At 55.6% G+C, this 23,249-nt stretch carries 18 protein-coding genes, 2 tRNA genes and 2 pseudogenes; 3 read left to right on the top strand and 19 right to left on the bottom strand.

The genetic code is table 11. The features are described 5' to 3' along the window. Positions 1-9 precede the first annotated feature (9 nt). Positions 10-1,029 carry a dipeptide ABC transporter permease DppB gene (dppB, locus tag EIEH_RS08315; protein WP_015872925.1) on the bottom strand — a complete coding sequence of 340 codons (1,020 nt, stop codon included), beginning with the start codon at positions 1,027-1,029 and terminating at the stop codon, positions 10-12. Positions 1,030-1,175: 146 nt separating this feature from the next. Next, a complete protein-coding gene (gene dppA, locus EIEH_RS08310; RefSeq protein ID WP_015872926.1) occupies positions 1,176-2,804 on the bottom strand; it encodes a dipeptide ABC transporter periplasmic-binding protein DppA in 1,629 nt (542 codons plus the stop codon). Positions 2,805-3,371: 567 nt separating this feature from the next. Between dppA and EIEH_RS08305 the strand changes: the two genes are divergently transcribed. After that, positions 3,372-3,866 carry a YbaK/prolyl-tRNA synthetase associated domain-containing protein gene (locus tag EIEH_RS08305; protein ID WP_015872927.1) on the top strand — a complete coding sequence of 165 codons (495 nt, stop codon included), beginning with the start codon at positions 3,372-3,374 and terminating at the stop codon, positions 3,864-3,866. 68 nt (positions 3,867-3,934) lie between these two features. Here the strand turns inward: EIEH_RS08305 and EIEH_RS08300 are convergent. The 15 genes and pseudogenes from EIEH_RS08300 to EIEH_RS08230 all read right to left on the bottom strand — a co-directional run bounded on the left by EIEH_RS08300 (position 3,935) and on the right by EIEH_RS08230 (position 19,680). Further along, positions 3,935-4,011, bottom strand: a tRNA-Pro gene (locus EIEH_RS08300). A 139-nt stretch (positions 4,012-4,150) separates the two neighbouring features. Further along, a tRNA-Pro gene (locus EIEH_RS08295) sits at positions 4,151-4,227 on the bottom strand. Positions 4,228-4,432: 205 nt separating this feature from the next. After that, entirely contained in the window at positions 4,433-5,773 is a 1,341-nt protein-coding gene (gene uhpC / locus EIEH_RS08290; RefSeq protein WP_015872928.1) for an MFS transporter, read from the bottom strand. A 105-nt stretch (positions 5,774-5,878) separates the two neighbouring features. After that, positions 5,879-7,411, bottom strand: a complete 1,533-nt coding sequence (gene uhpB / locus EIEH_RS08285) for a signal transduction histidine-protein kinase/phosphatase UhpB (RefSeq protein WP_015872929.1) — start codon at positions 7,409-7,411, stop codon at positions 5,879-5,881. Then, positions 7,411-8,001 carry a response regulator transcription factor UhpA gene (gene uhpA, locus EIEH_RS08280; protein ID WP_015872930.1) on the bottom strand — a complete coding sequence of 197 codons (591 nt, stop codon included), beginning with the start codon at positions 7,999-8,001 and terminating at the stop codon, positions 7,411-7,413. Before uhpA ends, uhpB begins: the two co-directional genes overlap by 1 nt. Before the next feature lie 247 nt (positions 8,002-8,248). Beyond that, entirely contained in the window at positions 8,249-9,805 is a 1,557-nt protein-coding gene (locus EIEH_RS08275) for a methyl-accepting chemotaxis protein (protein ID WP_015872931.1), read from the bottom strand. A gap of 221 nt (positions 9,806-10,026) precedes the next feature. Next, entirely contained in the window at positions 10,027-10,836 is an 810-nt protein-coding gene (gene proC, locus EIEH_RS08270) for a pyrroline-5-carboxylate reductase (RefSeq protein ID WP_015872932.1), read from the bottom strand. 223 nt (positions 10,837-11,059) lie between these two features. After that, positions 11,060-11,502 (bottom strand): annotated as a pseudogene (locus EIEH_RS08265) (IS1 family transposase); the annotation flags it as partial. Between the two features lie 46 nt (positions 11,503-11,548). Further along, a complete protein-coding gene (gene idi / locus EIEH_RS08260) occupies positions 11,549-12,067 on the bottom strand; it encodes an isopentenyl-diphosphate Delta-isomerase (RefSeq protein ID WP_015872934.1) in 519 nt (172 codons plus the stop codon). Between the two features lie 278 nt (positions 12,068-12,345). Beyond that, positions 12,346-13,110, bottom strand: coding sequence for an AraC family transcriptional regulator (locus EIEH_RS08255; RefSeq protein WP_015872935.1), 765 nt, complete (start codon positions 13,108-13,110; stop codon positions 12,346-12,348). A gap of 810 nt (positions 13,111-13,920) precedes the next feature. Further along, complete coding sequence (locus EIEH_RS08250) at positions 13,921-14,349, bottom strand: universal stress protein (RefSeq protein WP_015872937.1); 429 nt, start codon at positions 14,347-14,349, stop codon at positions 13,921-13,923. A 1,003-nt stretch (positions 14,350-15,352) separates the two neighbouring features. Further along, positions 15,353-16,555: an MFS transporter gene (locus EIEH_RS08245; RefSeq protein ID WP_015872940.1), complete on the bottom strand. Its 1,203-nt coding sequence runs from the start codon at positions 16,553-16,555 to the stop codon at positions 15,353-15,355. 349 nt (positions 16,556-16,904) lie between these two features. After that, a pseudogene (locus tag EIEH_RS18465) lies at positions 16,905-18,007 on the bottom strand (IS3 family transposase). A 153-nt stretch (positions 18,008-18,160) separates the two neighbouring features. Then, positions 18,161-18,925, bottom strand: a complete 765-nt coding sequence (gene tpiA / locus EIEH_RS08235) for a triose-phosphate isomerase (RefSeq protein ID WP_015872944.1) — start codon at positions 18,923-18,925, stop codon at positions 18,161-18,163. 125 nt (positions 18,926-19,050) lie between these two features. Further along, on the bottom strand, positions 19,051-19,680 hold the full coding sequence (locus EIEH_RS08230; protein WP_035609220.1) for a DUF1454 family protein: 630 nt from the start codon (positions 19,678-19,680) through the stop codon (positions 19,051-19,053). 161 nt (positions 19,681-19,841) lie between these two features. Here EIEH_RS08230 and EIEH_RS08225 point away from each other — a divergent pair, with 161 nt between their 5' ends. After that, positions 19,842-20,273: a DUF805 domain-containing protein gene (locus tag EIEH_RS08225; RefSeq protein ID WP_015872946.1), complete on the top strand. Its 432-nt coding sequence runs from the start codon at positions 19,842-19,844 to the stop codon at positions 20,271-20,273. Positions 20,274-20,313: 40 nt separating this feature from the next. Here the strand turns inward: EIEH_RS08225 and fpr are convergent, their stop codons facing one another. Next, positions 20,314-21,060, bottom strand: a complete 747-nt coding sequence (gene fpr / locus EIEH_RS08220) for a ferredoxin--NADP(+) reductase (protein WP_015872947.1) — start codon at positions 21,058-21,060, stop codon at positions 20,314-20,316. A 7-nt stretch (positions 21,061-21,067) separates the two neighbouring features. Further along, the gene (locus EIEH_RS08215; protein ID WP_015872948.1) at positions 21,068-21,688 is read right to left on the bottom strand and encodes a helix-turn-helix transcriptional regulator; all 621 of its coding nucleotides are present in this window, start codon (positions 21,686-21,688) and stop codon (positions 21,068-21,070) included. Positions 21,689-21,995: 307 nt separating this feature from the next. Here EIEH_RS08215 and emrD point away from each other — a divergent pair, with 307 nt between their 5' ends. Beyond that, positions 21,996-23,180, top strand: a complete 1,185-nt coding sequence (emrD, locus tag EIEH_RS08210; protein WP_015872949.1) for a multidrug efflux MFS transporter EmrD — start codon at positions 21,996-21,998, stop codon at positions 23,178-23,180. The last annotated feature ends 69 nt before the right edge of the window (positions 23,181-23,249 follow it).

Here is a 23,249-nt window from a genome sequence, read left to right as displayed (position 1 = left end):
AGCGGCCTCCTAGTGTTTATGGCGGATACGCGGGTTAACGATGCCGTACAGCACGTCGACCAGCAGGTTAACCAGAATGATCATACTGGCGACCAGCAGAACACCACCCTGCACCACCGGATAGTCGCGGCGCTGCAGGCCATCGATCAGCCAGCGCCCCAGCCCCGGCCAAGAGAAGATAGTCTCCGTCAGGATAGCCCCGGCCAACAGCGTACCGACCTGCAGGCCGATCACCGTCACCACCGGCAGCAGCGCATTGCGCAGGGCATGCACCACGATCACCCGCAGGCGGCTCAGCCCCTTGGCACGGGCGGTGCGGATATAGTCCTCGCTCAGCACCTCCAGCATCGCCGAACGGGTCATACGCACGATCACCGCCAGCGGAATGGTACCCAGAACAATAGAGGGCAGGATCAGGTGCATTACCGCATCCTTAAAGTCCCCCGGCTCTCCCCACAGCAGGGTGTCGATCAGCATAAAGCCGGTCAACGGGTGGCTATCATCCAGAAATACCGTGTCGCTGATACGCCCGGAAACCGGCGTCAAATCCAGATTGACCGAGACCAGCATAATCAGCATCATGCCCCACCAGAAAATCGGCATGGAGTAGCCGGTCAGCGCCACGCCGACCGCCGTATGATCAAAGACGGATCCCCGCTTGACGGCAGCCAAAACTCCGATAGGGATCCCCAGCAGTACCGCGAACAGCATGGCGCAGATCCCCAGCTCCAGCGTCGCCTGAAAGCGCGGCACAAACTCCTGCCATACCGGGGTCCGGCTTTTCAGGGACTGACCGAGGTTGCCGTGCAGCACGTCGTCGATATAGATGAAGTATTGTTGGTATAGCGGCTTATCCAGCCCCATCTCAGCCATGATTTGAGCATGACGCTCCGCGGAGATCCCTCGCTCGCCCGCCATGATCATCACCGGATCGCCGGGGATCATGTGAACAAACGCGAATGTCAGCAACGTAATACCAATAAACGTTGGGGTGACCAGCCCCAAACGCCGGAGAATAAACTGCAGCATAGCCCGAACTCTCTGTAGTTGGCCGGCACTCACCCGTCGGCCCGCTTCGCCGCGCAAGAGTGCGCTGCGCCTGACCCCGGATACCGCCTGACCTCACGGCCGGCGGTACGGTTCACGAAGCCCCTTACCCTTAAGGGGTGACAGGATTACTCCAGGGAGACCTGATTGAAGTGATGCTTGCCCAGCGGATCCACCACGTAGCCCTTCACCTCTTTACGCACCGGCTCATAGACGGTGGAGTGGGCGATGATCAGCGCCGGTGCCTGGCCATGCATAATCACCTGGGCCTGGCGATACAGCTCGGCGCGCTTGGCCTGGTCCGCCTCGGCACGCGCCGGCTGAATCACCGCCTCAAACGGCTGATAGCACCAGCGGGAGTAGTTGGAGCCCTGCTTGGCCGCATCGCAGCTGAACAGCGTAGCGAAGAAGTTGTCCGGATCGCCGTTATCGCCGGTCCAGCCCATCATCACCGCCTGATGTTCGCCGTCTTTGGCGCGTTTGAGGTACTCTCCCCACTCATAGGTCACAATCTTGGCTTTCACGCCGATCTTGTCCCAGTCTGCCTGGATCATCTCGGCCATACGGCGCGCGTTGGGGTTATAAGGACGTTGTACCGGCATCGCCCACAGGTCAATGCTGAACCCATCCGCTAACCCGGCCTCCTTCAGCAGCGCTTTGGCCTTCTCCGGATCGTACGGATAATCCTTAATCTCATCGTTATAGCCCCACATGGTCGGTGGTATCAGGTTTTTCGCTGACTGCCCGGCCTTCTGATAGACAGCCTCAATGATGGCCGGTTTGTTGACCGCCATGGTCAGCGCCTGGCGCACCTTGACGTTATCCAGCGGCTTTTTATCGACGTTAAACGACAGGTAGCCCACGTTAAGCCCTGGCTGCTCCAACAGGGTAATATTCTTATCCTGCTTCATGCGCGCCAGATCCGCCGGATTCGGATACGGCATCACCTGACACTCATTCTTCTGCAGCTTGGCATAGCGCACCGAGGCATCCGGCGTAATGGAGAACACCAGGCGGTCGATCTTCGGCTGCGGACCCCAATACTCTTTATTGGCTTTATAGAGGATCTTCGAATCCTTCTGGTACTGCATCAATTGGAATGGACCGGTGCCCAGCGGCTCCAGATCGATCTTCTCCGGCGTACCTGCCTTCATCATGGCATCGGCATATTCGGCAGACAGGATCGACGCGAAGTCCATCGCCAGATCCGCCAGGAACGGCGACTCCGGGTGATTCAGTTCGATACGCACCGTGCTATCGTCCACCTTTTCGACCCTGGATATCAGCTCCGGCAGCCCCATCCCCTGGAAGTACTCATAGCTGCCGCCGGAGACCTTGTGGTACGGGTGGCTCGGATCGCGCTGGCGTTCGAAGGAGAACACCACGTCATTGGCGTTGAAGTCACGGGTCGGCGTAAACAGCTTACTGCCCTGCCACTTCACCCCCTTGCGCAGGTGGAAGGTATAGGTCTTGCCATCGGGACTCACCTCCCAGCTCTCCGCCAGCCCGGGCACGAGCTCCGTGCTCCCGTTCTTAAACTCGATCAGACGGTTATAGATGGGTACCGAGCTGGCGTCATAGGTGGTACCGGAGGTAAACAGCTGCGGGTTAAACCCCTCCGGTGATCCCTCAGAACAGTACACCAGGGTTTTCGCCTGCAGACTGCCGGCAACTGCCAACGCAACCAGGCCGATACCCCATTTCAGCGCGACGGCGCCTGCGCCACGACCCGTAGATGCGTGATTATTGGAAGACATAACATTGAACTCCATACTGTGATGTTGTGTGACCCGGCAGATATCTGTTTTTTTCTGTACGATCCGTCCGGCAACGGCCTGTACGGCCAAGGTGAGTAGACAATATCCCGGCGAGGAACGACTCATCGGGCAGTCCATCAGCGAATAGATGCACAATCCTGAAGCGCTGTTTTCACCTTATACGCCCCAATCTCTCAAGTGTTCCGGTTAACGTCAATATGACGAAATGCAATTTATCGCCTAATAAATAGGCAATATTTTTGTATAAAAAAGGATAAATAAACCTCACAAATAGGTCGAAATCTGCCCACGGTAAAATTGTGCCGTGCATTCCACTATGTAACAAAATTTTACCAGTCGATCGCCCTATCGCCGCTGGAGAAAAAATTCATCTCAAATGGTTAATATATGTACAGATAACCCGGGGAAATGCCATTAAAACAGGGGAAAACGCTACTTGAAACCGGGGCCACAGGAACCGAAGCAGCCATTTTGCGGAAACGGCCTCATGCACAGACACGCCTTAGCGCTATGATCGCAGACGTCATCATCACCGGGAGAAATACAGTGTCACAGGCAACATTTGAACAACTGCAGCGACTACTGGACGAGCAGGGCGCGCGCTATCGCGTCGTTGAGCACCCCAGCGCGGGGAAGTCAGAAGAGGTGGCCAAAATTCGCGGTACCCAACTCGGCCAGGGCGCCAAGGCGCTGGTCTGCCACGTCAAAGGGAATGGGGTAAAACAGCATGTGCTGGCGGTGCTGCCCGCCGATCAACAGGCCGATCTCAACGCGCTGGCGCAGGGCATCGGTGGTACCCGCGCATCGTTGGCAAGTCCGGCAGAGGTCAGCATACTGACTGATTGCCTTTTTGGCGCAATCCCCCCTTTCAGCTTGCATCCCGACCTGCTGTTGGTCGCCGATCCGCTGCTGTTTACCCGCTTTGAGGAGCTGGCCTTTAACGCCGGTACACTGGAGCGCTCACTGATCCTAAACTGCGCCGACTACCAGCGCATCGCCGCACCGCGCCGCGTCAACTTTATTCGCCGCCAAGAGAGCTAGGGCGACGCACGCCACCTTGGCCAAAATGCAAAAAGCCCAGCCATAAAGGCTGGGCTTTTCAGGAAAGCTGGTCGGCGAGAGAGGATTCGAACCTCCGACCCACACGTCCCGAACGTGTTGCGCTACCAGGCTGCGCTACTCGCCGAATGCGGGGCGCATGTTACTGCTAGCACTACCCGTCGTCAACACCTTAACGTCCACAGGGAAGCGGCTTTTTTACGTGTGGCTGTAAAGCCGTCATAACGCAAAAAACCCAGCCGTAAAGGCTGGGTTTTTCAGGAATTTGGTCGGCGAGAGAGGATTCGAACCTCCGACCCACACGTCCCGAACGTGTTGCGCTACCAGGCTGCGCTACTCGCCGAATGCGGAGCGCATGTTACTGCTAGCCTCACCCGCCGTCAACCCCATTTTCTCATTACGTCCGCCATTTGTTGAGAAAACCGGCCATCCGACGCTAATTCCATCCCGTTGTCTGCATTTTAGCCACAGTTCACCGCCTTCAGATAGCAAAAAGCATGGCCGAAGCCATGCTTTTTTTATCGAACCACACACAGCGAACTCAAGCGTTAACCTGCACCGCCGGTGGCGTTTTGCTCCCGGTCTTTCTGTGCACGCAGGAACGGCAGCAGAAACAGCGCGGACAGACAGGCCGCTACGGAAATCACGACGAAAAAGCCGTTCCAGTGCCACACTTCCATCACCCGGGCGATCGGATAGCCGGAAAGCGCTGCTCCCAGATAGGCGAACAGGCCGACAAAACCGGTCGCCGCGCCAGCCGCATCCTTATGGGAACACTCGGCAGCGGCCATCCCGATCAGCATCTGCGGGCCAAAGATGAAGAAACCGATAGAGAAGAAACAGGCGGCCTGCAGCGCATAGCTGCCGCCCGGCATCAGCCACAGCGCGGCCACAGAGAGGAAGATCCCGATAGCGAAGATCAGGTTCATGGGACCACGGTTGCCGCGGAACAACCTGTCTGAGCCCCAGCCGGCGACCAGAGACCCGATAAAGCCCCCCACCTCAAATAGCGACAGCGCCGAGTTGGCAGTCATCAGCGAGTAGCCCTTGGTCTGGGTCAGGTACAGGTTTCCCCAGTCATTGATCGCGGTACGCACGATATATACCAGAACATAAGAGACTGCCAGCAGCCAGATGTACTTATTCGTCAGCACATAGCGCTTGATGATCTCTTTATTGGATAGCCCCTTGCCTTCGGACTCCTGCACCAGCTCAAGGGCGTCATTACGCCATTTTCCGACGCTCGGCAACCCCATCGTGACCGGCTTGTCGCGCAGGCGCCAGCACATCAGCAGCCCCAGTACAATCCCGATAATCCCGGGGATGATCATCCCATAGCGCCAGCTGAAGTGCAGGGAGATAAAACCGACCAGCAGCGGGATCAGCGCGCCGCCGACATTATGGGAAGTATTCCAGATGGCCCACCAGCTGCCGCGTTCGGCGCGTGAATACCAGCTGGTCAGGATCTTCGAGCACGGCGGCCAGCCCCAGCCCTGGAAGAAGGCGTTCACCATCCACAGCGCCCCCAGCACCAGCAGCGACGAACTCATCCCGAAGACGATATTGATAATACCGGTCATGATCAGCCCCAACCCCATAAAATAGCGTGGGTTGGAACGATCGCTGATCATCCCGGAGATAAACTTGGAACAGCCATAGGTGATATAGAACAGCGTGCCCATGATGCCGATATCGGACATGCTCAGCCCCAGATCACTTATCATTTCCGGCATGATGAAGTTGAAGCTTTTGCGGGTAAAGTAAAAAGCGGCGTAGCCAACATACATGACCCACATCAGCTGGATGCGCCAATATTTATAGGCAGCATCAACCTTGGCACTATCCTGAATCTCGGGTGCGTCGGTGCGGCTTTTCAGAAAAGACCACATGGGGAAATACCTCGTGCGTGAAAACTCATCGTTGTAGACGCTATGGTGCGTCGCGCACGCACGGGATAACTAATACAAATCTCCCGCTGGCACTAAGAAAATCTCCTAGTTTCCCGCCTCACCGGATAAAACTGCGGGCAGGATCACAACCAGTCGGGTCCCCTGATGGCTCTCCAGGTGCAGCTCCCCACCCATGGCGCAGATCCGCTCTCGCAGGCCGCGCAGACCATACCCCGGCATCAGGCTGAGCGTATCCACCCCGCAGCCGTCATCACAGATATTCACGTGCAGCAGACCTCCGGTATCCTGCCAGCCCTGTACCTCTATATGGCTGGCCCGCGCGTGGCGACAGGCATTTGTCACCCCCTCCTGACACAGGCGGTACAACGTAATTTTCAGGGTGTCGTCCAACGCGGCGTCGTCGATATGCCAGCTTAGTCGCGCCGTGGTACCCTGCTCCGGCGGTACCAGATCGCGCAGCAGCGCCGAGAGCGCTGCCGACAGCGGCAGATTGCTCAGCGATGCCGGCCATAGCTGCGCCAGCAGATCGTGTACGCCGTCATATACCCGCAGAGCGTGGTTTTCGATGGCCTCGGCGCTGGCCAGCAGGCGCGGCTCATCGCTCAGCCGCCGAATAATGCCCGCCTGGGTGCGGATCACCGTAATGGTCTGCCCGACCTCGTCGTGCAGCTCACGGGCGATCTCCCGCCGGGTCACCTCCTGCGCCATGACCAGCGAACGGGCCAGTGAGCGGTTCTCCGCCAGACGCTGCTTCAGCTGGCGGTTCAGATCGCGCTGCCGCTCGATCCCGGCACCCAGCAGCATCCCGGTCAGGCTCTGTGCCAACAGCGACAGCAGCAGATCGCGGTGCGGGGCATCGCCCTGCGGCTCCGTCGCGATCAACACCACGCCGTTCAGCAGCGTGGCCAACAGCGCCCCCTGCCAGCCATAGCGATACGACATGAAGACGATGGGGATCGCCAGGCAGAAAAGGACAAAGCGGCGCAAATCGGCGTGCTGCGCCAGGTGCTGCAGCCATAGGCTCAGCGCGAACAGCAGCAGATAGCCACCGATATGACGCAGGCGCAGGTTGACCGGGCAATGCAGGATCCCCGGCGTCAGCGGCAGCCACCTCTGCTGCGCCAAATAGTGCCAAATCAGCAGGCAGGTCGGTGCTACCGTCAATCCGCCGCACAGCCCCAGCAGCAGCGGTGGCCCCGGCATAGTACCGGTCGCCAGCGACCAGGAGAGCGCCTGGAGCAGCGCTGCCAGCGCCACCAGCGCCCCCTGCTGCAGCGGCCAGCGCCATTCAGCCCCTTGCTGCTGCTGACGCCGCAGCCACTCTCCCGACGCCCAGGCGAGGGCCATGCACAGTAGCAGTCCCCCCAGAGTTCCCCACAGCCAGCTGCCGCCGCCCAGCTGATGGCTCAAAAACAGCTGCACAGCCACGTCGCCGACCAGAATGCCGGGCCAGTAGCGGTGCGGCGTCTGCAGCAGAATGCCCATCCGTAGACCGAAGGGAAACAGCAGCAGTGCATCGACGGGCGCCGTCACCAGTGCCGCACCAATAGCCCACAGGCAAAATCCGGCGATGGTATAGCAAAAGAAGATGGCAATGCTGGAGATCAGACGCTGCATCACTGCCCCAACAGGCGGTGCGCCAGCTCAACGTTGTTGTTTACCCCCAACTTGATGAACAGATTGGCACGATGGACGTGTACGGTTTTCGGCGACAGACCGAGACGTTCAGCCACCTCCCGCACCTCTAGCCCCTGGGCCAGCATCATCGCCACCTCACGCTCGCGGCGGGTCAGGGGATCGATGCGGGTACGCGCCAGCTGCTGGGCAATCTCCGGCATCAGATAAACACCACCCTGTGCGACAGTGCGTACCGCGCTGGCCAGATCCTCAGGACGGCAGCGCTTAGACAGAAAACCGCGCGCACCGCGATCCAGCGCCAGCTCTACCAGCGCCGCGCTGTCGTGCATCGACAGCATGATCACCGCCAGCCCGGAGGGCAGATCGGCCAGCAGATCCAACCCGCTTTCATCAGGCATCGAGATATCACAGATACAGACCTGCACATCCAGCCCCGGCAGGCCGGCCCGCGCCTCTGCTGCCGAGCTGAACTCACCGACCACCGCCATATCCTTCTCCAGCGACAACAGCTGTACGAAGCCGGATCGCACGATATAGTGGTCATCGATAAAGGCAATACGGTAGGTCATGGCGGGCTCCGGCGGATAACGATAGCGCTCGGATTATACACATACTCGGAGGGGTCCCGTAACGGCGCAGCGCCAGAAACCCATCATCAAGGCAGGAAATACGGGCCGCCGTGGGCCAAGGCTCACGCACTACCCGTGTAACCCCGGCGCACGCCTCACAGGGCTGGCAAGCAACCTTGCGGCGCGCACCGAGGCGGCGATCGTAGGCGGTGATGGCGGGCCCCTGGCGCCTCACCGCCCCCGCAGATCAGGCGAGCTTAAAGATCTCCATGCTCTGTATCAGCTGCTCGCTTTGTGCCTCCAGCGACGCCGTGGCCGCGGTGGATTCTTCTACCAGCGCCGCGTTTTGCTGTGCCACCTGATCCATCTGAGCGACAGCCTGGTTTACCTGCTCGATACCGCGGGTTTGCTCCTGAGAGGCACCGGAGATCTCCGCCATCAGCGCCGTCACGCGTACCACCTCGCTGGAAATTTTTGCCATGGTTTCCGCCGCCGCGCTGACGCGTCGCTCGCCGTCGCTCACCTGACGCACCGAATCTTCGATCAGCAGCTTAATCTCTTTCGCTGACTGGGCGCTGCGCTGTGCCAGGTTGCGAACCTCACCGGCCACCACGGCAAAACCACGCCCCTGCTCACCGGCACGCGCCGCTTCTACCGCCGCATTGAGCGCCAGAATATTGGTTTGGAAGGCAATCCCGTCGATTACGCTGATAATATCGGCGATCTTCTGTGAACTATGAGAAATGCTGCGCATGCCGACGATCGCCTCATTAACGATACCCGCGCCCTGATTCGCGCTGTCGGAAACGCCGCTCGCCAGCAAATTAGCCTGCTCCGCATTGGCCGCGTTCTGACGCACCGTCGCCGTCAACTGCTCCATGCTGGCCGCTGTCTCCTCCAACGACGCTGCCAGCTCTTCGGTACGCTGCGACAGATCGCGGTTACCGGCGCGCAACTCACGGGCACCGACATCAACCTGTTCGCTGGCGTCACGTACCCGGCGTACCGTCCCGGCCAACGCCTGCTGCATCTGTGCCAGCTGTCGACCCAGGTGGGCTATCTCCGAGCGACCGCTCAGCGCCAGCTGACAGGTCAAGTCCCCGGCGGCGATATGCTCCACCTGCTCATCCAGCTGAGCCAACGGCCGCAGAATGATGCCGCGCAGGGCGTACCAGCAGAAGCCCCCGACCGCCAGCAACAGTACGCAGGCAGAGATGATCAGGATCATGGCTCGCTGGTAGTCCCGCTGCGCCTTTTCCAGCGCCTGGTGCCCCAGCGTATCAGCAAACTTCCGAAATCCGCGCAGATCGCGGTCGTACTCCGTTGAATGGTTGTTAACCTGATTCTCCAGCAGGGAATAGTAGGTATCCAGATTCCGCGCAGCCAATGCCTGTACCATCGGCTGCAGGCCATCCTGAATATAGGCGTTATAGCTCTGTTCCAGGCGGATACTCAAACGCTGTCCTTCCACAGTAACTTTTTTCAGCGCGGAGAACTGTGCCATGATTTCATTGGACTCAGCCAGTAACGTCTCCACTGTACGGCGACTTTTATCAGCATCAGCGATATGTTCCAGCGTCAGCTGACGGGCTGCAATGGCTGCTGCAGAGCGGGCGCGCAGCGTCGCACTGAACCCGGTAGAAAGCGGCCCCAGCTCACTTGCCTGTATCTGGTTTACTACCGCCAGCGAATGATTACTCTGGCCTAAGAAATAAATGCCCATGCTGCTGATAAAGAATAGCAATAAGGTATAGGCAAAGATGATGACAAGCAGTCCGCCACGAACTGTAATTCGTTGATTCATTAATTATTCCCTGTAAATAATACTGCGCCATGATGGGATCATCCCTTGGCCAGGTTTACTGTTTAAGTCAGCGTTCGATTTATCGGCCACAGGGACGAAAACTTGAGCCAGATCACACAACAAAACAAATCAGCAGCGTATATACGGGGGAAAATGGAATAGACGGCGCTGCCGCGCAAGGAACCGGCGCCGCCGCGGCAGCGCCAGAGATACCGCCCTACTCAGCGGCGGCTCATCGCCTCCGACTTCGCGATACAGCGGGTGATAGCCTCGATCACCGACGCACGCATGCCGTTCTCCTCCAGCGCGGCCACCGCCTCAATGGTCGTACCGCCCGGCGAACATACCATATCCTTCAGCTCCGCCGGATGCGTACCGGTTTCCAGCACCATTTTTGCAGCTCCCATCACCGCCTGGGCCGCAAACTGATAGGCCTGAGCCCGGGGCATCCCGGCGCGAACCACCGCATCGGCCATCGCTTCAATAAACATGAACACATAGGCCGGTGACGATCCACTCACCCCAACCACGGCATGGATCAGCGACTCGGGCACGACCTCTGCCCGTCCGAAGCTGCGGAACAAGGCGACGATCCGGGCACACTCTTCGGCGCTGACCCGCCCGTTCGGGGTTACAGATGACATTCCGGCATTGACCAGCGAGGGCGTGTTGGGCATCACCCGAATCACCTTCTGCTGCACCGGCAGACCTTCCTGGAGGGTCTCGATCGTCACGCCGGCTGCAATAGAGACGACGATAGTCTCAGCCCGCAGACTCCCTTTAATCTCCTCCAGCAACGCCCGCATTCCACTGGGTTTAACACCCAGCACCACGATATCCACCGCGGCGGCCAACGCCTGTGCACCGGCGGCCGCGCCAACGCCATATTCATCGACAATCGCCCTGACGCTGTCAGCGGTACGGTTATACACCAGAATATCCTGCGGCCGCGCAAACTGACTGGCCAACAGCCCCCCCAGTATGGCCTTGCCCATGTTACCGCAGCCAATAAACCCGATTTTCTGCTCCACGTAACCTCCAGCCCAGTATTTCATCATTAAGACAGTGCACCCGATGCAGCATGCCACCTTGCGTCAAGCCTACCATCAAGCGCCGTGGAAAAATATGTCATAGGATGTCCCTCCTCACGCGCGCCTCAGACGAGAGTAAATACTGAAAAGTACGTCGCCACGAGTAGCCTAAAAATAATATGGTCAAACGATATAGCTATAAATTTTTTGATGATGCATCCAATCAGTAGAACATGTGTTTTTCGATAAAAGCTCCGATGACTTTTTCGTGGATCTCACCGAGCGTGAGAAGCAGATTGTTTTACGGGCAAGCCGCTTAATGTGGGTGCGAAGCGTCAGGTTATTACGCACAATGCGTTGGGTGAGTATTTTGCCGGTCAGATGTTTATCCTTCGGCACCTCCCGGCCATCGCTGCTCCGGTTGTCGCTGGTGATCATACCAATGTTGAATGGCGTGATCAGTACCAGTAGCTCCCGGCAGCTTTCATCGGTTTTGGGACCAAAAGTGTAGGCCAGTACACCGCCTGTTTTGGTGTTGTACGCGTACCAGAGCCAGTGCTGCCGGGCTTTACTGCCCACAAAGCTTCATTGCTCATCGAGTTCGTAGATAAGCGCCACATCTTCATGAGCAGCCGGGGATGATGTTATTCGCCTCGGCGTGAGTTTTTAAAGTGCGAACAAAGACACCAGAACTGGTTCCCCCCGCCAAGGTTCAGCACGGATACGCCATATGCTGCAAAACCGGCGTCAGGCACGCTCGGAACCACGGCGTATAGTAATCTGGTTGCTGAGCCATATGCAGTAAGATCGCCGTCGGCTCACGGAATACAAAGGCATCCGCCTCAGCCAGGTTCAGCTGGGGCATCCGATCGCTCTGGCCGATAAAAACGTGGGTAAATTCATGCTCCGTCAATCCCCCTCCAACATCCAACCGATAGCACAGCGTCAGCCCTGGAGTCAGATCGCACAGCATCCCCATCTCCTCCTGCAGTCGGCGCGCTGCTGCCCGCTCGACAGCCTCGCCCGGCAGCGGATGACTACAGCAGGTATTGCTCCACTGCCCACCGGCATGGTACTTATCAGCGGCGCGACGCTGAAGCAGCAGCTCGCCGCGCGCATTAAAAATATAGACAGACAGCGCGCGGTGCAAACATCCCTGGCGGTGCGCCGCCAGCTTCTCCATATGCCCCTGCACGGCGTCATGCTCATCGACCAGAACGACCTCAATCACCCCATTCTCTCCCAAACATACCCTAGAAACCGGACGACACGCCAAGCCCGTTTGAACGCTCACCATCTGGACAGGCAGGGTTACCATACCCGATCGCGTCCAGGCTTTTTAGCCCCCGAAAATACTTTAGCAATAAAAATCGAATACACAGAGGCCAACATGCCACGATCACAACGCCTCATGGAAGCGAGGAAAGGATGAAGGAAAGGAAGGGTACAGGCAAAGGGACGACATCCTTGTCGGCAGCATCATGCTAAAGGGATAGCACGGCAGGAAAATTATGGCAGTATGCCGCCATCGCGGTAACGGTGTACATAGTTCAACGGAGTCACACCATAATACTCTTTGAATACAGAAATAAAGTAAGAGGTACTGCTATAACCGCATAGCGTCGATACCTGAGAAATGTTCTTATTAAAAATCAACAACTGTTCCACTGCATAGCGCATACGGCAATCAGTCACGATTTTGCTGTAGCTGGTCTGTTCATTTTTTAATTTTTTCTTTAAAGAGCTTGGGCTCAGACACAGGCAACTGGCGACCGCCGTCAGGCTCCATGGCTTATGAATATCATTCTGAATCATATTATATACATTCGAACTTATATTACTGCGAACCATTCTCATTAAAAATGGTATAAAGCTTCTATTATTAAGGAAAATGGATAAGGCGGCAAATGTCAGTGAGCGCTTACGCTCAAACTCTATCTCATTGGTCTCCCGCATCACCGAGTGGCTGGCAGCCTCACGGAACACATAGGGCGTACGACAAGGCTCTATCATATAAGGCGGAAATCCACGCGATACCGGCGTATAGTGGGTGAGATCTTTCTTTAAAAAATGCAGATAGTCTTTTATTAGATCACAGGAAACATAGAGAATCAGGGAGGAGTCCAGCGTAGAAAAATCGATTGAATCATTTTCAACGGAGACTAGCATCAGATTATTTTCAGTAAATTTAACAATATCCCCTTCGCAAAATCTAACATCCGTATCTTTCTCTGTTAAAACTATCGCACAACATTCATCACAGCAAAGTTTCATAGCAGAACATCCTACATAAATGTAAAAATGCCTTATCAAAATCACACTCTAACGTCCTAACACTTGAATAAGGCATAAACAGAGGTCTAAATCTGACATCCAATGTCAGAATAAAATACCTAATCATACCATGATTTCAATACAGCTCGCACAATATCAATGTATCATTATCTTTACGCAATTATATAAATCGTAGCATTCCTATCAAAAAATGAACTTTTTTTACTAAAAAACATATTTTTTAATAACGAAGATTTATATAAAACTAAAAAAAACGCGGAGATGCCTCCGCGCAATCATTGCTTTGCCAGTCTAGTGCTACAATGTTTTTACTACATTATCGTCAGCGAAATACCGACAACAATCCTTTATTACGTAGGAACAACGGCCAACGCCCGTTATCTAGTGATGCTCATCGCGATACCGTACTACGGCCGATGCGCACGATCCCCATGTAAAAATGACACGATAGAATATTATTTCAAATAACCCATATAAAAAAAGCAATATCCTGAAATTATATTATGTGTCTCTGTGTTTATTATCGTTCAGACGCAGGTCTAATGCAACGCCATGCATCAGCATGCTCTTTTCAAAAAATCATATATATCAATCATATGGGCGGGAAAATAACTAACTGATGAAGAGATTTACTCTCAATAATTATTTTTTTAGCTGATCATGCTATTTCACCCGCACCGTCAGCGTCATTCTGTACTCCGCTTTCCCTCGCGCGCGGTCGCACTCGTCCAGGCACCGTATCACGCACGGTGACACAGTGCCTTAAGCACATACGTGACGCGCCGCTGCTCAGCGGATCACCAGCACATTGGTCTTGGCATGGCGCACAATCGCCGCTGCATTAGAGCCAAGTAGATAGGTCTTCACACTGGGACGATGCGAGCCAACCACAATCAGATCGGCACCCATCTCCTCTGCCTGCTGCAACGCCTCATCACGCGGCGTACCAAAGCGAATAGTATATGACATGCACTCGCGCGGCAGGTCGATACTCTCGATCAACGTCAGCAGCTTCTCCTCCGCATTAGCAACTGCCTTGTTTTCAAACTCTTTAATACCAAATGAGTAGGCGGTGACAAACGCTTGGGCATCCGGCAGCACATACAGAAAATGCACTGCGGCATCCGTTAGCTTTGCCATATAAATCATATGCTCCAACGCATTCTGTGTCAGTACATCCTCTTCAATATCGACAGGTACCAAAATATTTTTGTACATCGTAACCCCCTCCTGGCTCACTCTCAAAGTGCGTCATCTTCAGCACCGATCCCCGAGTCACATTCACCAGTACCTGCTGGTCACTCGCCCGGAGCTATAGCGCCCTACTACTCTACACTGCAGCATACTGCCAGATAAGAATAGACAGAATTGATTCACAGCGCTTTTGTGAGATACCACAGAGTCCGGAGATTGTTTTCGTCCGTGCCGAGACGCACCCAGCAACGCTCTCGACGGTACGTCGATGCAATCGACAGAGGATGCTACCCAGACCGGAGTGCGACCCATGATGCCATGATGAGCCTGCTTTGCTCAGCGTATTATCAGAGCATTCCCCAAATAGGATGCAACCAACTACCTTCACTTTACTAACAGGAAAACAGAACGCCTACCAACGACAAATAATAAAAACAAATGAAAGTAAAACCCACTTACTCTTTCTCCATTGTTTCTCCATTTTCCATTATAATAATAGTCTTTGTGAATAAATTATGAAGTACTGAAATACAGAACGCCTTTTTATTTTTATTGCACCCTCTTTGCATATCGCTTTAACATTTTGCGCCGCACATTACGTTAAAACAGAGGGGAGACAGCACAAAAAACACACGCTATAATCGACAACAAATAATATAGGGAATTTAAATGCTCACGATGAGCAGGGCATTTTACGCTAGAAATACCTAATGGGTTAATAGGAGTCCATCATGAGATATATTGTCTTATTGCTTGCAACACTGATATTAAGCGGCTGCGCACATACCCCAGCAGTACAGAATCATAACGTCGGCAACCTGGCCGACTGTAGCATGTGTTCCTACAACGACACCTTCTACACCGATTTTGATGAGTAATGTCTGCAGGGCAACGATGGCCGGGGCCCCTGCGCAAAAACTGCCGCGCCTCATGGTAAACACGCCGAGCAATCGCAGATACGGCCGCATTCGTCCGATGGGCTTTCTACGGCTCGGTTTCGCTGCAGCGACAATATACCACTGTCTGCTCAGCCTGTGCGGTGGTGATGCAGCATCCCAGCCAGCATCACCCATAGCGCGAGGCTTACCAGGAGCAGCGATCCCAATAATACGGCATGCCAACCAGCGCTGTTCAGCAGCACGCCGGACAAGAAAGAGCCGACGATCATCAGGCTAAAAATAATAAAGTCATTCAGCGACTGCACCCGCATCCGCTCCTCCGGGCGATGATAGTTGAGCAGGTTGGCCGAGGCACCGGTAAACCCTAGGTTCCAGCCTATCCCTAACAGGATCAGCAACAGCCAATAGTGCATGACCTCCTGACCTAAAAATCCCGTCAGGATAGCCAACAGCGTGATCGCCAGCCCTGCCGTACCAATAAGCTCCGCGCCAAAGCGGTTAATCAGCCTGCCGGTAATAAATCCGGGGGCATACATTGCGATCACATGCCACTGAATACCGAGCGTTGATGCGTTCAGAGAAAGCCCGTGCATATGCATAGAGAGCGGCGCAGCCGTCATCAAAAAATTCATTACCGTATAGGAGACCGCAGCCCAAAATATCGTGCGCATGAGTCCGGGCTGGCGGGCAATACTGCGCACAGATCGATACATCGATGGTGTCTGCGCGCTGACGGGAGGGATCACCACGCGACGCAATACCTGTGCTGCAGCAACGGCAGCCAGCGCCTGAGCGATAAAGGCAGTGACCAGCGGATACGATGGCCACAACGCGAGGGATCCGCCGATCAGACTAGGCCCGATAACCCCTGCCGCTACGCCACCCGCCATAACCAGCGACAGCGCCAACGCGCGTCGCTCTGGCCCAACGCCATCGGCAGCGGCAAAACGAAATGAAAGGCTCACCGCGGCATAGGCTCCCCCCATCAGCGCTGCCAAGCAAAACAATTCAAAAGCGGCGATGAATACGGCCAACGCTGCCGTCAGACCAGCCAGCATTCCCAAGGCCGTGCCTGCCATAAACGCCGCTTTTCGTCCACGTCGCTTAGCCAAATAGCCAAAGGGTAAGATACAGGCCGCCATACCAGTCACAAACAGCGTGATCGGCAGCGTCGACAGCGTGTCATAGGGTGCCAACCGATGGCCGACAATCGCCCCTGTGGCATAAAACACCACCGAATTCGCCCCGGCCAGCGCTTGCGCCGTCGCTAGGCAGAGAATATTTTTATTCTGCTGCTGCTGCGAAATCGCTATACCAATAGGATTATCCATAACCCTACACCTATAAAATCAAACTCAGTTAATATTTATGGCATAACGTATAAATATGCCGCCCTATCCTCCCGAGAATAATAGATTAGGTAATATAAAAACAGGTGACAAACGGTGCGTTGAGTCAGACGGAGAGCCCAAGAATGGATAGAGTGAGAGATAATGTTAAATAGAGAGCTTACATATTATTTTTTATATATGACCACCGTTTATCCATTCACCTCAACAGTACGATAACTTTATTAATGAAATAGTCGCCCCCTACATATTGTGCCTCAGAGAGACGACCATTTCATCAACATGACCCGCTCCCCGTATGTGGTCTACTCATAATCAGGAATAACCGGCCTCATTCTGGCTGCATATTCTGGCAACCAGCCGATTTTTCAGCAAACGCTGAGGGTATCCAGCCCGGTTCACAATGGGGACGACGCTGGTTATCGTGTATGCGCCAGGCCTCGATTTTGCACCGTTCATCCACCAGAGAGATGAACCCGTTTTCATTCAGACCCGCCTGCCTTAACCTGCCGTTGAAGGATCCCACCGTCGCGTTGTCTGCCGGTGTTCCCGGGCGGGAGACGCCGATCCCGCTTTCATACACCCACCTATCCAATATGTTCCCTGCAAATTCAGAGCCATTATCGGCTTTCAGCACCTGCGGTAAAGGACGCCTGTGCGCTATGCTATCCAGCATCCCGGCCACGTCTGTCGAACGCAGATGCTGTCTCACGCCTATCCTCAGCCATTCGCGGGTGTAGCGGTCGAAGCCGTCAACGGGCGCAGCTCTCGCCCGTCAAACCACGTATCAGAGACAAAATCCATGCCCCAAATCTGGTTTGGAGGTAGGCCCTGAGGCTGCGGCTGCCGCCGCTGGGCTGATTTATGGCGGCGTGGCCGTTGAGGCGCCGCGACAGCCCCTGCTCACGGTAGAGGCGGTAGATCCGTGTGTGATTATCATGCCATCCCTCACGTCGGAGCATCAGGTGTACCCGGCGATATCCGTAGTGAATTCGCGTTTCGGTGATCTCCCGGATACGCAGGCACAGTGCGCTGCCATCGGCAGCAACGGAGCGATACCTGAACGAACTACGGCTGACCCGCAGTGCAAAACAGACCTGTCTTGCGCTGGAAACCCTATCGGCGCTGTCAATCCCTGATCCATTCGCACAGAGGTGCCAGTGTCAGCCCTTTTTTGCCAATACCCCCTGCAGCATCGCCTTGTCGGGGCTAAGATCAATAGCCAGCCTCCCTCTTCAGCCGTAGATTTTCCTCTGCCCGTTGCCGCATAGGTTTGAGTTCAGAGGGGGATATTCCGCCGTATCTCTTTCGTCAGGTGTAAAAGTGGCGTCGGAGATACCCAGCTTGCGGCAGACATCCAGCACGGGCGTATCCAGCTCAGTCTGCTTCAGGGCAAAGACAATCTGTCTCTTCAGTGAATCGTGACTTTTTCATCGACACCACCTCCACTCAGGGGCGTGTTTCTCATGCCGGAATTCGCTGTCTGAATGGAGCAGGGTCAATTTTTTATGCGCTGGGCGTGGGCGATGCCAAATAAAAAACGGCTCCCATCGGGAGCCGTTGCATTCGGCGCTGGCTGAGCGGCGCTTAAGCTTTATATGCGGCAGCGGCGCGTACGATGGTGGCGAACGCATCGGCCTTCAGTGAGGCCCCGCCGACCAGTGCACCGTCGATATCCGGCTGCTTGAACAGATCGGCCGCATTGGCTGCGTTGACAGAACCGCCGTACTGGATAATGACTTCCTGCGCGGCTTCAGCGTCGTGCTGGGCAACGTGATCGCGGATAAATTTGTGTACAGCCTGAGCCTGTTCCGGAGTGGCAGATTTTCCGGTGCCGATGGCCCATACCGGTTCATAGGCGATAACGGCGCCTTTAAACACCTGAGCACCCATGGTTTTCAGTACGGCATCCAGCTGGCGGGCGCAGACTTCTTCCGTTTTACCTGCTTCGTTTTCGGCTTCAGTCTCACCGATGCACAGCACCGGGATCAGACCGGCTTCTTTCAGTGCGGCAAATTTTTCTGCGATGAACGCGTCGCCTTCTTTGTGGTAGGTACGGCGCTCGGAGTGACCAATGATGATGTATTTTGCACCGATGTCTTTCAGCATCGCTGCGGAGATTTCTCCGGTGAATGCGCCGGAGGCATTGATACTGACGTCCTGGGCACCGAGGGCAATACGGCTACCGGCCAGTTCATGGGCGGCCATATCCAGATAAACTGCCGGCGGAGCGATGGCGACATCGCAGTTTGCAACGTCGCTCAGTTCACCGCGCAGGGCGGCAACCAGTTCATGAACCATGTGGCGGCTACCGTTCAGTTTCCAGTTACCCATAACTAATGGTTGACGCATTTTCTTTCCTCCAATTGGGAAACACATAATCGAAATCAACTCGCCTTGTCGGCATATTCTGTCTGACAGTATAAAAATCTTGGGTGTCAGGCACTTTGTTTTCCATCATCAAATGGCTAGGGACCTCATGATCCTGCATCCTCTGATAGAGAAAGCTTAATCGGTTCAACAGCGAAAGTAATGCCTTTTTCACCGCTATCAGATACCACATAACGTAAAGAGCCATCCTGCTGGCTGTAATAGGGCTGGCTGCGGCCGCGGCTCAGGAGCTCCGCGACTTTTTCCAGGCTCTGCTGCGGGGAGATGGTCGGGGAGAAGCTTTGCATCAGAGCAGCCATGTAGCGGATAGCCAGCTGGCGATCGGGCGTTTCAGCGCCGTTGCGGGCGCCCCGTTTTTCTTTTCCCCGCTCTCCGTCCCCGCTGGGGAGATAGGTTATCTGCAGGCTCTTGATTTTTCCGGTGCCTTTCTCCAGAACGACGGAGGAGTAAACGGCGGCATTGATGCGCGTCGCAGCCCGGGTCAGCGGCAGGTTTTCATCTCTGACACTGATGGCACGGTACTCTTCCAGCGGTAACGATGGAAACGCCTGATTATAGTGAGCGCGGAAGTTGACCAAGGTGAGATCGAACGTCGGTGCGCCGGGGCGCAGGTATGGCGCGGGCTGAGGCGCTTCTCCGGTAGCCTTCGGCGATGCGGCGTAGACTGCCGTCTGACAGGCCAGTACGAACAGGAATAATAGCGTGATCCGTGACATGATTCTGATCCGGTATACAGCGAGGTAGCGATCCGATAGATGATTAAAGCGTTTTCTGACGCCGGTTGTCAAAAAGGCGCGTAAAAATTCCGCGATACGGCGATGGGATCGGGTACACTGCGCCGCTCTGTTGACTGAACCGAACGACAAAAGGATGAGTGATGGGCCTACAACAGTGGTGTTTCTCTTTACGCGGCCGCCTGGGGCGTCAGGCGTTCTGGATTTGGATGGGCGTCTGGGCGTTGCTGCTGTTGGCACTGTTCTCCCTGGCAGGTGCAGCGCTGATCCCGCTACAGGCCGCGGCGTTTCTATTGGTTCTCTCGCTGTGGCCCACGGCCGCGGTATGGGTCAAACGCCTGCATGACCGTAATAAGTCGGGATGGTGGGCGCTGCTGGCAGTGGTGGCGTGGATACTGGCCGCTGGGAACTGGGAAATCCTGGGTGCACTGTGGACATGGGCACTGGGGCGATTTCTGCCGCTGCTGATCTACGTCATGCTGCTGCTGGACTGCGGTGTCTTCGTTGGTACTGCGGGCGATAACCGCTATGGACCGCCGCCGCGGGCGCTGAACTGGCGCTGTATCGGAGAGTAGGCCGGAGGGACGACGCCGGGAAGACCCGGCGTCAGACGTATTACCAGTAGTGTTCGCTGGTGATCTGGCCCGGTTTACGGCGTAGGTGCTTACGCATTGCGCGGGTCTCTTTCAGCAGCTGTTGTGTATCTCGCACCATCTGAGGGTTTCCACACAGCATGACGTGACTCTCTTCTGCGCTGATCGGCAAGCCAACGGCTGCCTCCAGCGCCCCGCTGACGATCAGATCGGGGATACGCCCCTGTAAGGCCCCGGGCGCCGCCTCACGGCTGACGACAGCCTGGATACGCAGCTTGCCACCGTAGCGCTGTGCCAACTGCTGCATCTGCGGCAGGTAACTGAGATCGGCTGCGTGGCGTACGGCGTGTACCAGGACCAGATTTTCAAAGCGGGCCAGGTCACGGCCCTCTTCCAATATGGACAAATAGGGGCCGAGCGCGGTGCCGGTGGCAAGCATCCATAGCGTCCTGCTGTCCGGCACTTCGTCCAGCACAAAAAAGCCGTTGGCCTCATCGCTGACCAGCAGGGTGTCGCCTGGGTGTAGCGCAGCCAGACGCGGGCTGAGCAGTCCATCCGGCACCGTGACCAGATAGAACTCTAGCGTATCGCTGCTCGGCGGATTGACGAAGGAATAGGCCCGCTGAACGCGTTCGCCGCCAATATCCATACCCAACTTGCCAAACTGCCCTGCCTGAAACGGCTTAATGGGCACCTGCAACTGAATGCTAAACAGTTTATCGGTCCAATGCCGGACCTGTGTGATGGTGCCCGTTACCCATTCGGCCATACGTCAATCACTCCCGGGATGTTATGCGGTAGGCGCAGCGGCGTGAGTCACTGATGATGTGCTCCACACGCTCAATGTGATATTCCGGGCCCAGCAGGCGGTGAAGCAGGCGAAGCTCGGAGTGACACAGCTTACCGCAGGTATTGGCAGCAGTGCCAATCGGACAGTGGTTTTCAATCAGTACCACAGCATTATTTTCGAATTCGACCTCTGCCATATAGCCATCAACCTGGCGCAGGCGTGCCAACGCCTGAAAACGAGCTTCGCCTTCGGGATGCTGCGCCAGCTCACTGACGTAGCGGGTATACATGGCATCCTCTCGGATCTCGATCAGTTGCTCAATACCCTGGCTGCCGAACAGCTTTTGCGTCCCTTCCAACAGCGTGCGTGACAGATCGTGGTGGCGATCAGGGAATTGAGCATGGCCTTTGTTGGTCAACGACCAGAAGCGGGTGGGGCGTCCCACCTTGGTGCGGGACTCTTCATAGCACACCAGTTCGCGCTGTTCGAGCTGCTGTAAATGCTGGCGTATGCCCATTGTGGTAATAGCAATACTGTCGGCCAGCATTTTTGCCGACTGTGGCCCCAAGCTCTTTAACTGCAGCAGAATTAATTCAGGTGTCTTCATGGCACGGATCCTTGTGGTAAGCGAGACATTAATGAAGGATTCAGTTTAATAATATATAGAACATCATTAAATAATAGATATTATTTATTTTTAAATCGGTCGCAAAATACCCGCTGCATTGTCACATTTAATTTACGCCTACGGCGATAACGCATGACAACAAAAAATCAGTATAAATAGCAACTTGTTAGATTTTTTTTAGATTTATCTGTTAGATTGTGCGCAACAATATAGTTATTGATTTTACATATATGGCTATATGGTGGTTTATAGTCCTGGTTAATAATGCGTTGGTAAACGTAACATAATGAGAAAGTTAGAAAATTTTCACCTGCTGGTCATGTTGATCCTGTTGGTCGCTGTCGGTCAGATGGCACAGACGATTTATGTTCCCTCTATCCCGGATATGGGACGCGATCTGGGCGTGCGCAGCGGCGCGATACAAAGCGTGATGGCGGCGTATTTGCTGACCTATGGCGCCTCGCAGCTAATCTATGGTCCGCTCTCCGATCGCATCGGCCGTCGGCCGGTGATCCTGGCAGGAATGGGCATTTTTATGCTGGGTGCATTGCAGGCTATGCTGGCGCCCAGCCTGCATATGCTGGTGATGGCGGCAGCGCTACAGGGGATGGGTACCGGTGTCGCCGGGGTGATAGCCCGTACCATGCCGCGCGATCTGTACAACGGTACCTCGCTGCGTTATGCCAATAGCCTGTTGAATATGGGGATTCTGGTCAGCCCTCTGCTGGCGCCGGTGATTGGTGGCCTATTGGACGCCTTTATCAGCTGGCGCGCCTGCTATGCATTTCTGCTGCTATTATGCGCCGGAGTCGCCTACAGCATGTTCCGCTGGCTGCCGGAGACCCGACCGGCCGCGGCGGGTCACAGCAACCTGTTCAGCAGCTACCGTCAGCTGCTGAGTTGTGGCAGCTTTGTCTGCTATCTGGTGATGCTGATCGGGGGACTGGCGGGGGTCGCGGTGTTTGAGGCCTGCTCCGGCGTTCTATTGGGCGGCGTGCTGCACTTAAGCGGTATCGTGGTCAGCATTCTGTTTATTCTACCGATCCCGGCGGCGTTCTTTGGTGCATGGTATGCCGGGCGTCCGGGCAAGCCCTTTGCCACCCTGATGTGGCATGCGGTGCTGAGCTGCCTGCTGGCTGGGTTGCTGATGTGGATGCCGAGCTGGTTTGGCATCATCAATATCTGGACGCTGATCGTACCGGCGGCACTGTTCTTTTTTGGTGCCGGCATGCTGTTTCCTCTGGCGACGACCGGTGCCATGGAGCCGTTTCCACTGTTGGCCGGGGCCGCCGGCGCGCTGGTGGGCGGACTGCAGAACGTCGGATCTGGCGCGATGGCCTGGTTTTCCGCCCTGCTGCCGCAGAACGGACAGTTTAGCCTGGGGATGCTGATGAGTGCGATGGCGGTAATGATTTTGCTGTGCTGGCTGCCGATTGCACACAAGGTGCGTCAGCAAGGACAGATCATGTAATACCCAGGATGTCGGGCTGATTCACAGCGGCGTGCCGAATGGCACGCCGTTTTACGTTGGTCACCCGCA

It is taken from the genome of Edwardsiella ictaluri ATCC 33202 (assembly GCF_000264785.1).
Classification (GTDB): Bacteria; Pseudomonadota; Gammaproteobacteria; order Enterobacterales; family Enterobacteriaceae; genus Edwardsiella; species Edwardsiella ictaluri.
This window is presented reverse-complemented; position numbering and strand designations above follow the sequence as displayed.

Bases quoted from the DNA above. Each gene is read 5' to 3' on its own strand.
- uhpB (WP_015872929.1), bottom strand. From the start codon at position 7,411: ATGCAGCGTCTGATCTCCAGCATTGCCATCTTCTTTTGCTATACCATC.
- uhpA (WP_015872930.1), bottom strand. From the start codon at position 8,001: ATGACCTACCGTATTGCCTTTATCGATGACCACTATATCGTGCGATCC.
- fpr (WP_015872947.1), bottom strand. From the start codon at position 21,060: ATGGCCGAATGGGTAACGGGCACCATCACACAGGTCCGGCATTGGACC.
- EIEH_RS08215 (WP_015872948.1), bottom strand. From the start codon at position 21,688: ATGAAGACACCTGAATTAATTCTGCTGCAGTTAAAGAGCTTGGGGCCA.
- EIEH_RS08245 (WP_015872940.1), bottom strand. From the start codon at position 16,555: ATGGATAATCCTATTGGTATAGCGATTTCGCAGCAGCAGCAGAATAAA.
- tpiA (WP_015872944.1), bottom strand. From the start codon at position 18,925: ATGCGTCAACCATTAGTTATGGGTAACTGGAAACTGAACGGTAGCCGC.
- EIEH_RS08255 (WP_015872935.1), bottom strand. From the start codon at position 13,110: ATGAAACTTTGCTGTGATGAATGTTGTGCGATAGTTTTAACAGAGAAA.
- EIEH_RS08225 (WP_015872946.1), top strand. From the start codon at position 19,842: ATGGGCCTACAACAGTGGTGTTTCTCTTTACGCGGCCGCCTGGGGCGT.
- EIEH_RS08250 (WP_015872937.1), bottom strand. From the start codon at position 14,349: ATGTACAAAAATATTTTGGTACCTGTCGATATTGAAGAGGATGTACTG.
- EIEH_RS08230 (WP_035609220.1), bottom strand. From the start codon at position 19,680: ATGTCACGGATCACGCTATTATTCCTGTTCGTACTGGCCTGTCAGACG.
- dppA (WP_015872926.1), bottom strand. From the start codon at position 2,804: ATGTCTTCCAATAATCACGCATCTACGGGTCGTGGCGCAGGCGCCGTC.
- uhpC (WP_015872928.1), bottom strand. From the start codon at position 5,773: ATGTGGTCTTTTCTGAAAAGCCGCACCGACGCACCCGAGATTCAGGAT.
- EIEH_RS08275 (WP_015872931.1), bottom strand. From the start codon at position 9,805: ATGAATCAACGAATTACAGTTCGTGGCGGACTGCTTGTCATCATCTTT.
- dppB (WP_015872925.1), bottom strand. From the start codon at position 1,029: ATGCTGCAGTTTATTCTCCGGCGTTTGGGGCTGGTCACCCCAACGTTT.
- emrD (WP_015872949.1), top strand. From the start codon at position 21,996: ATGAGAAAGTTAGAAAATTTTCACCTGCTGGTCATGTTGATCCTGTTG.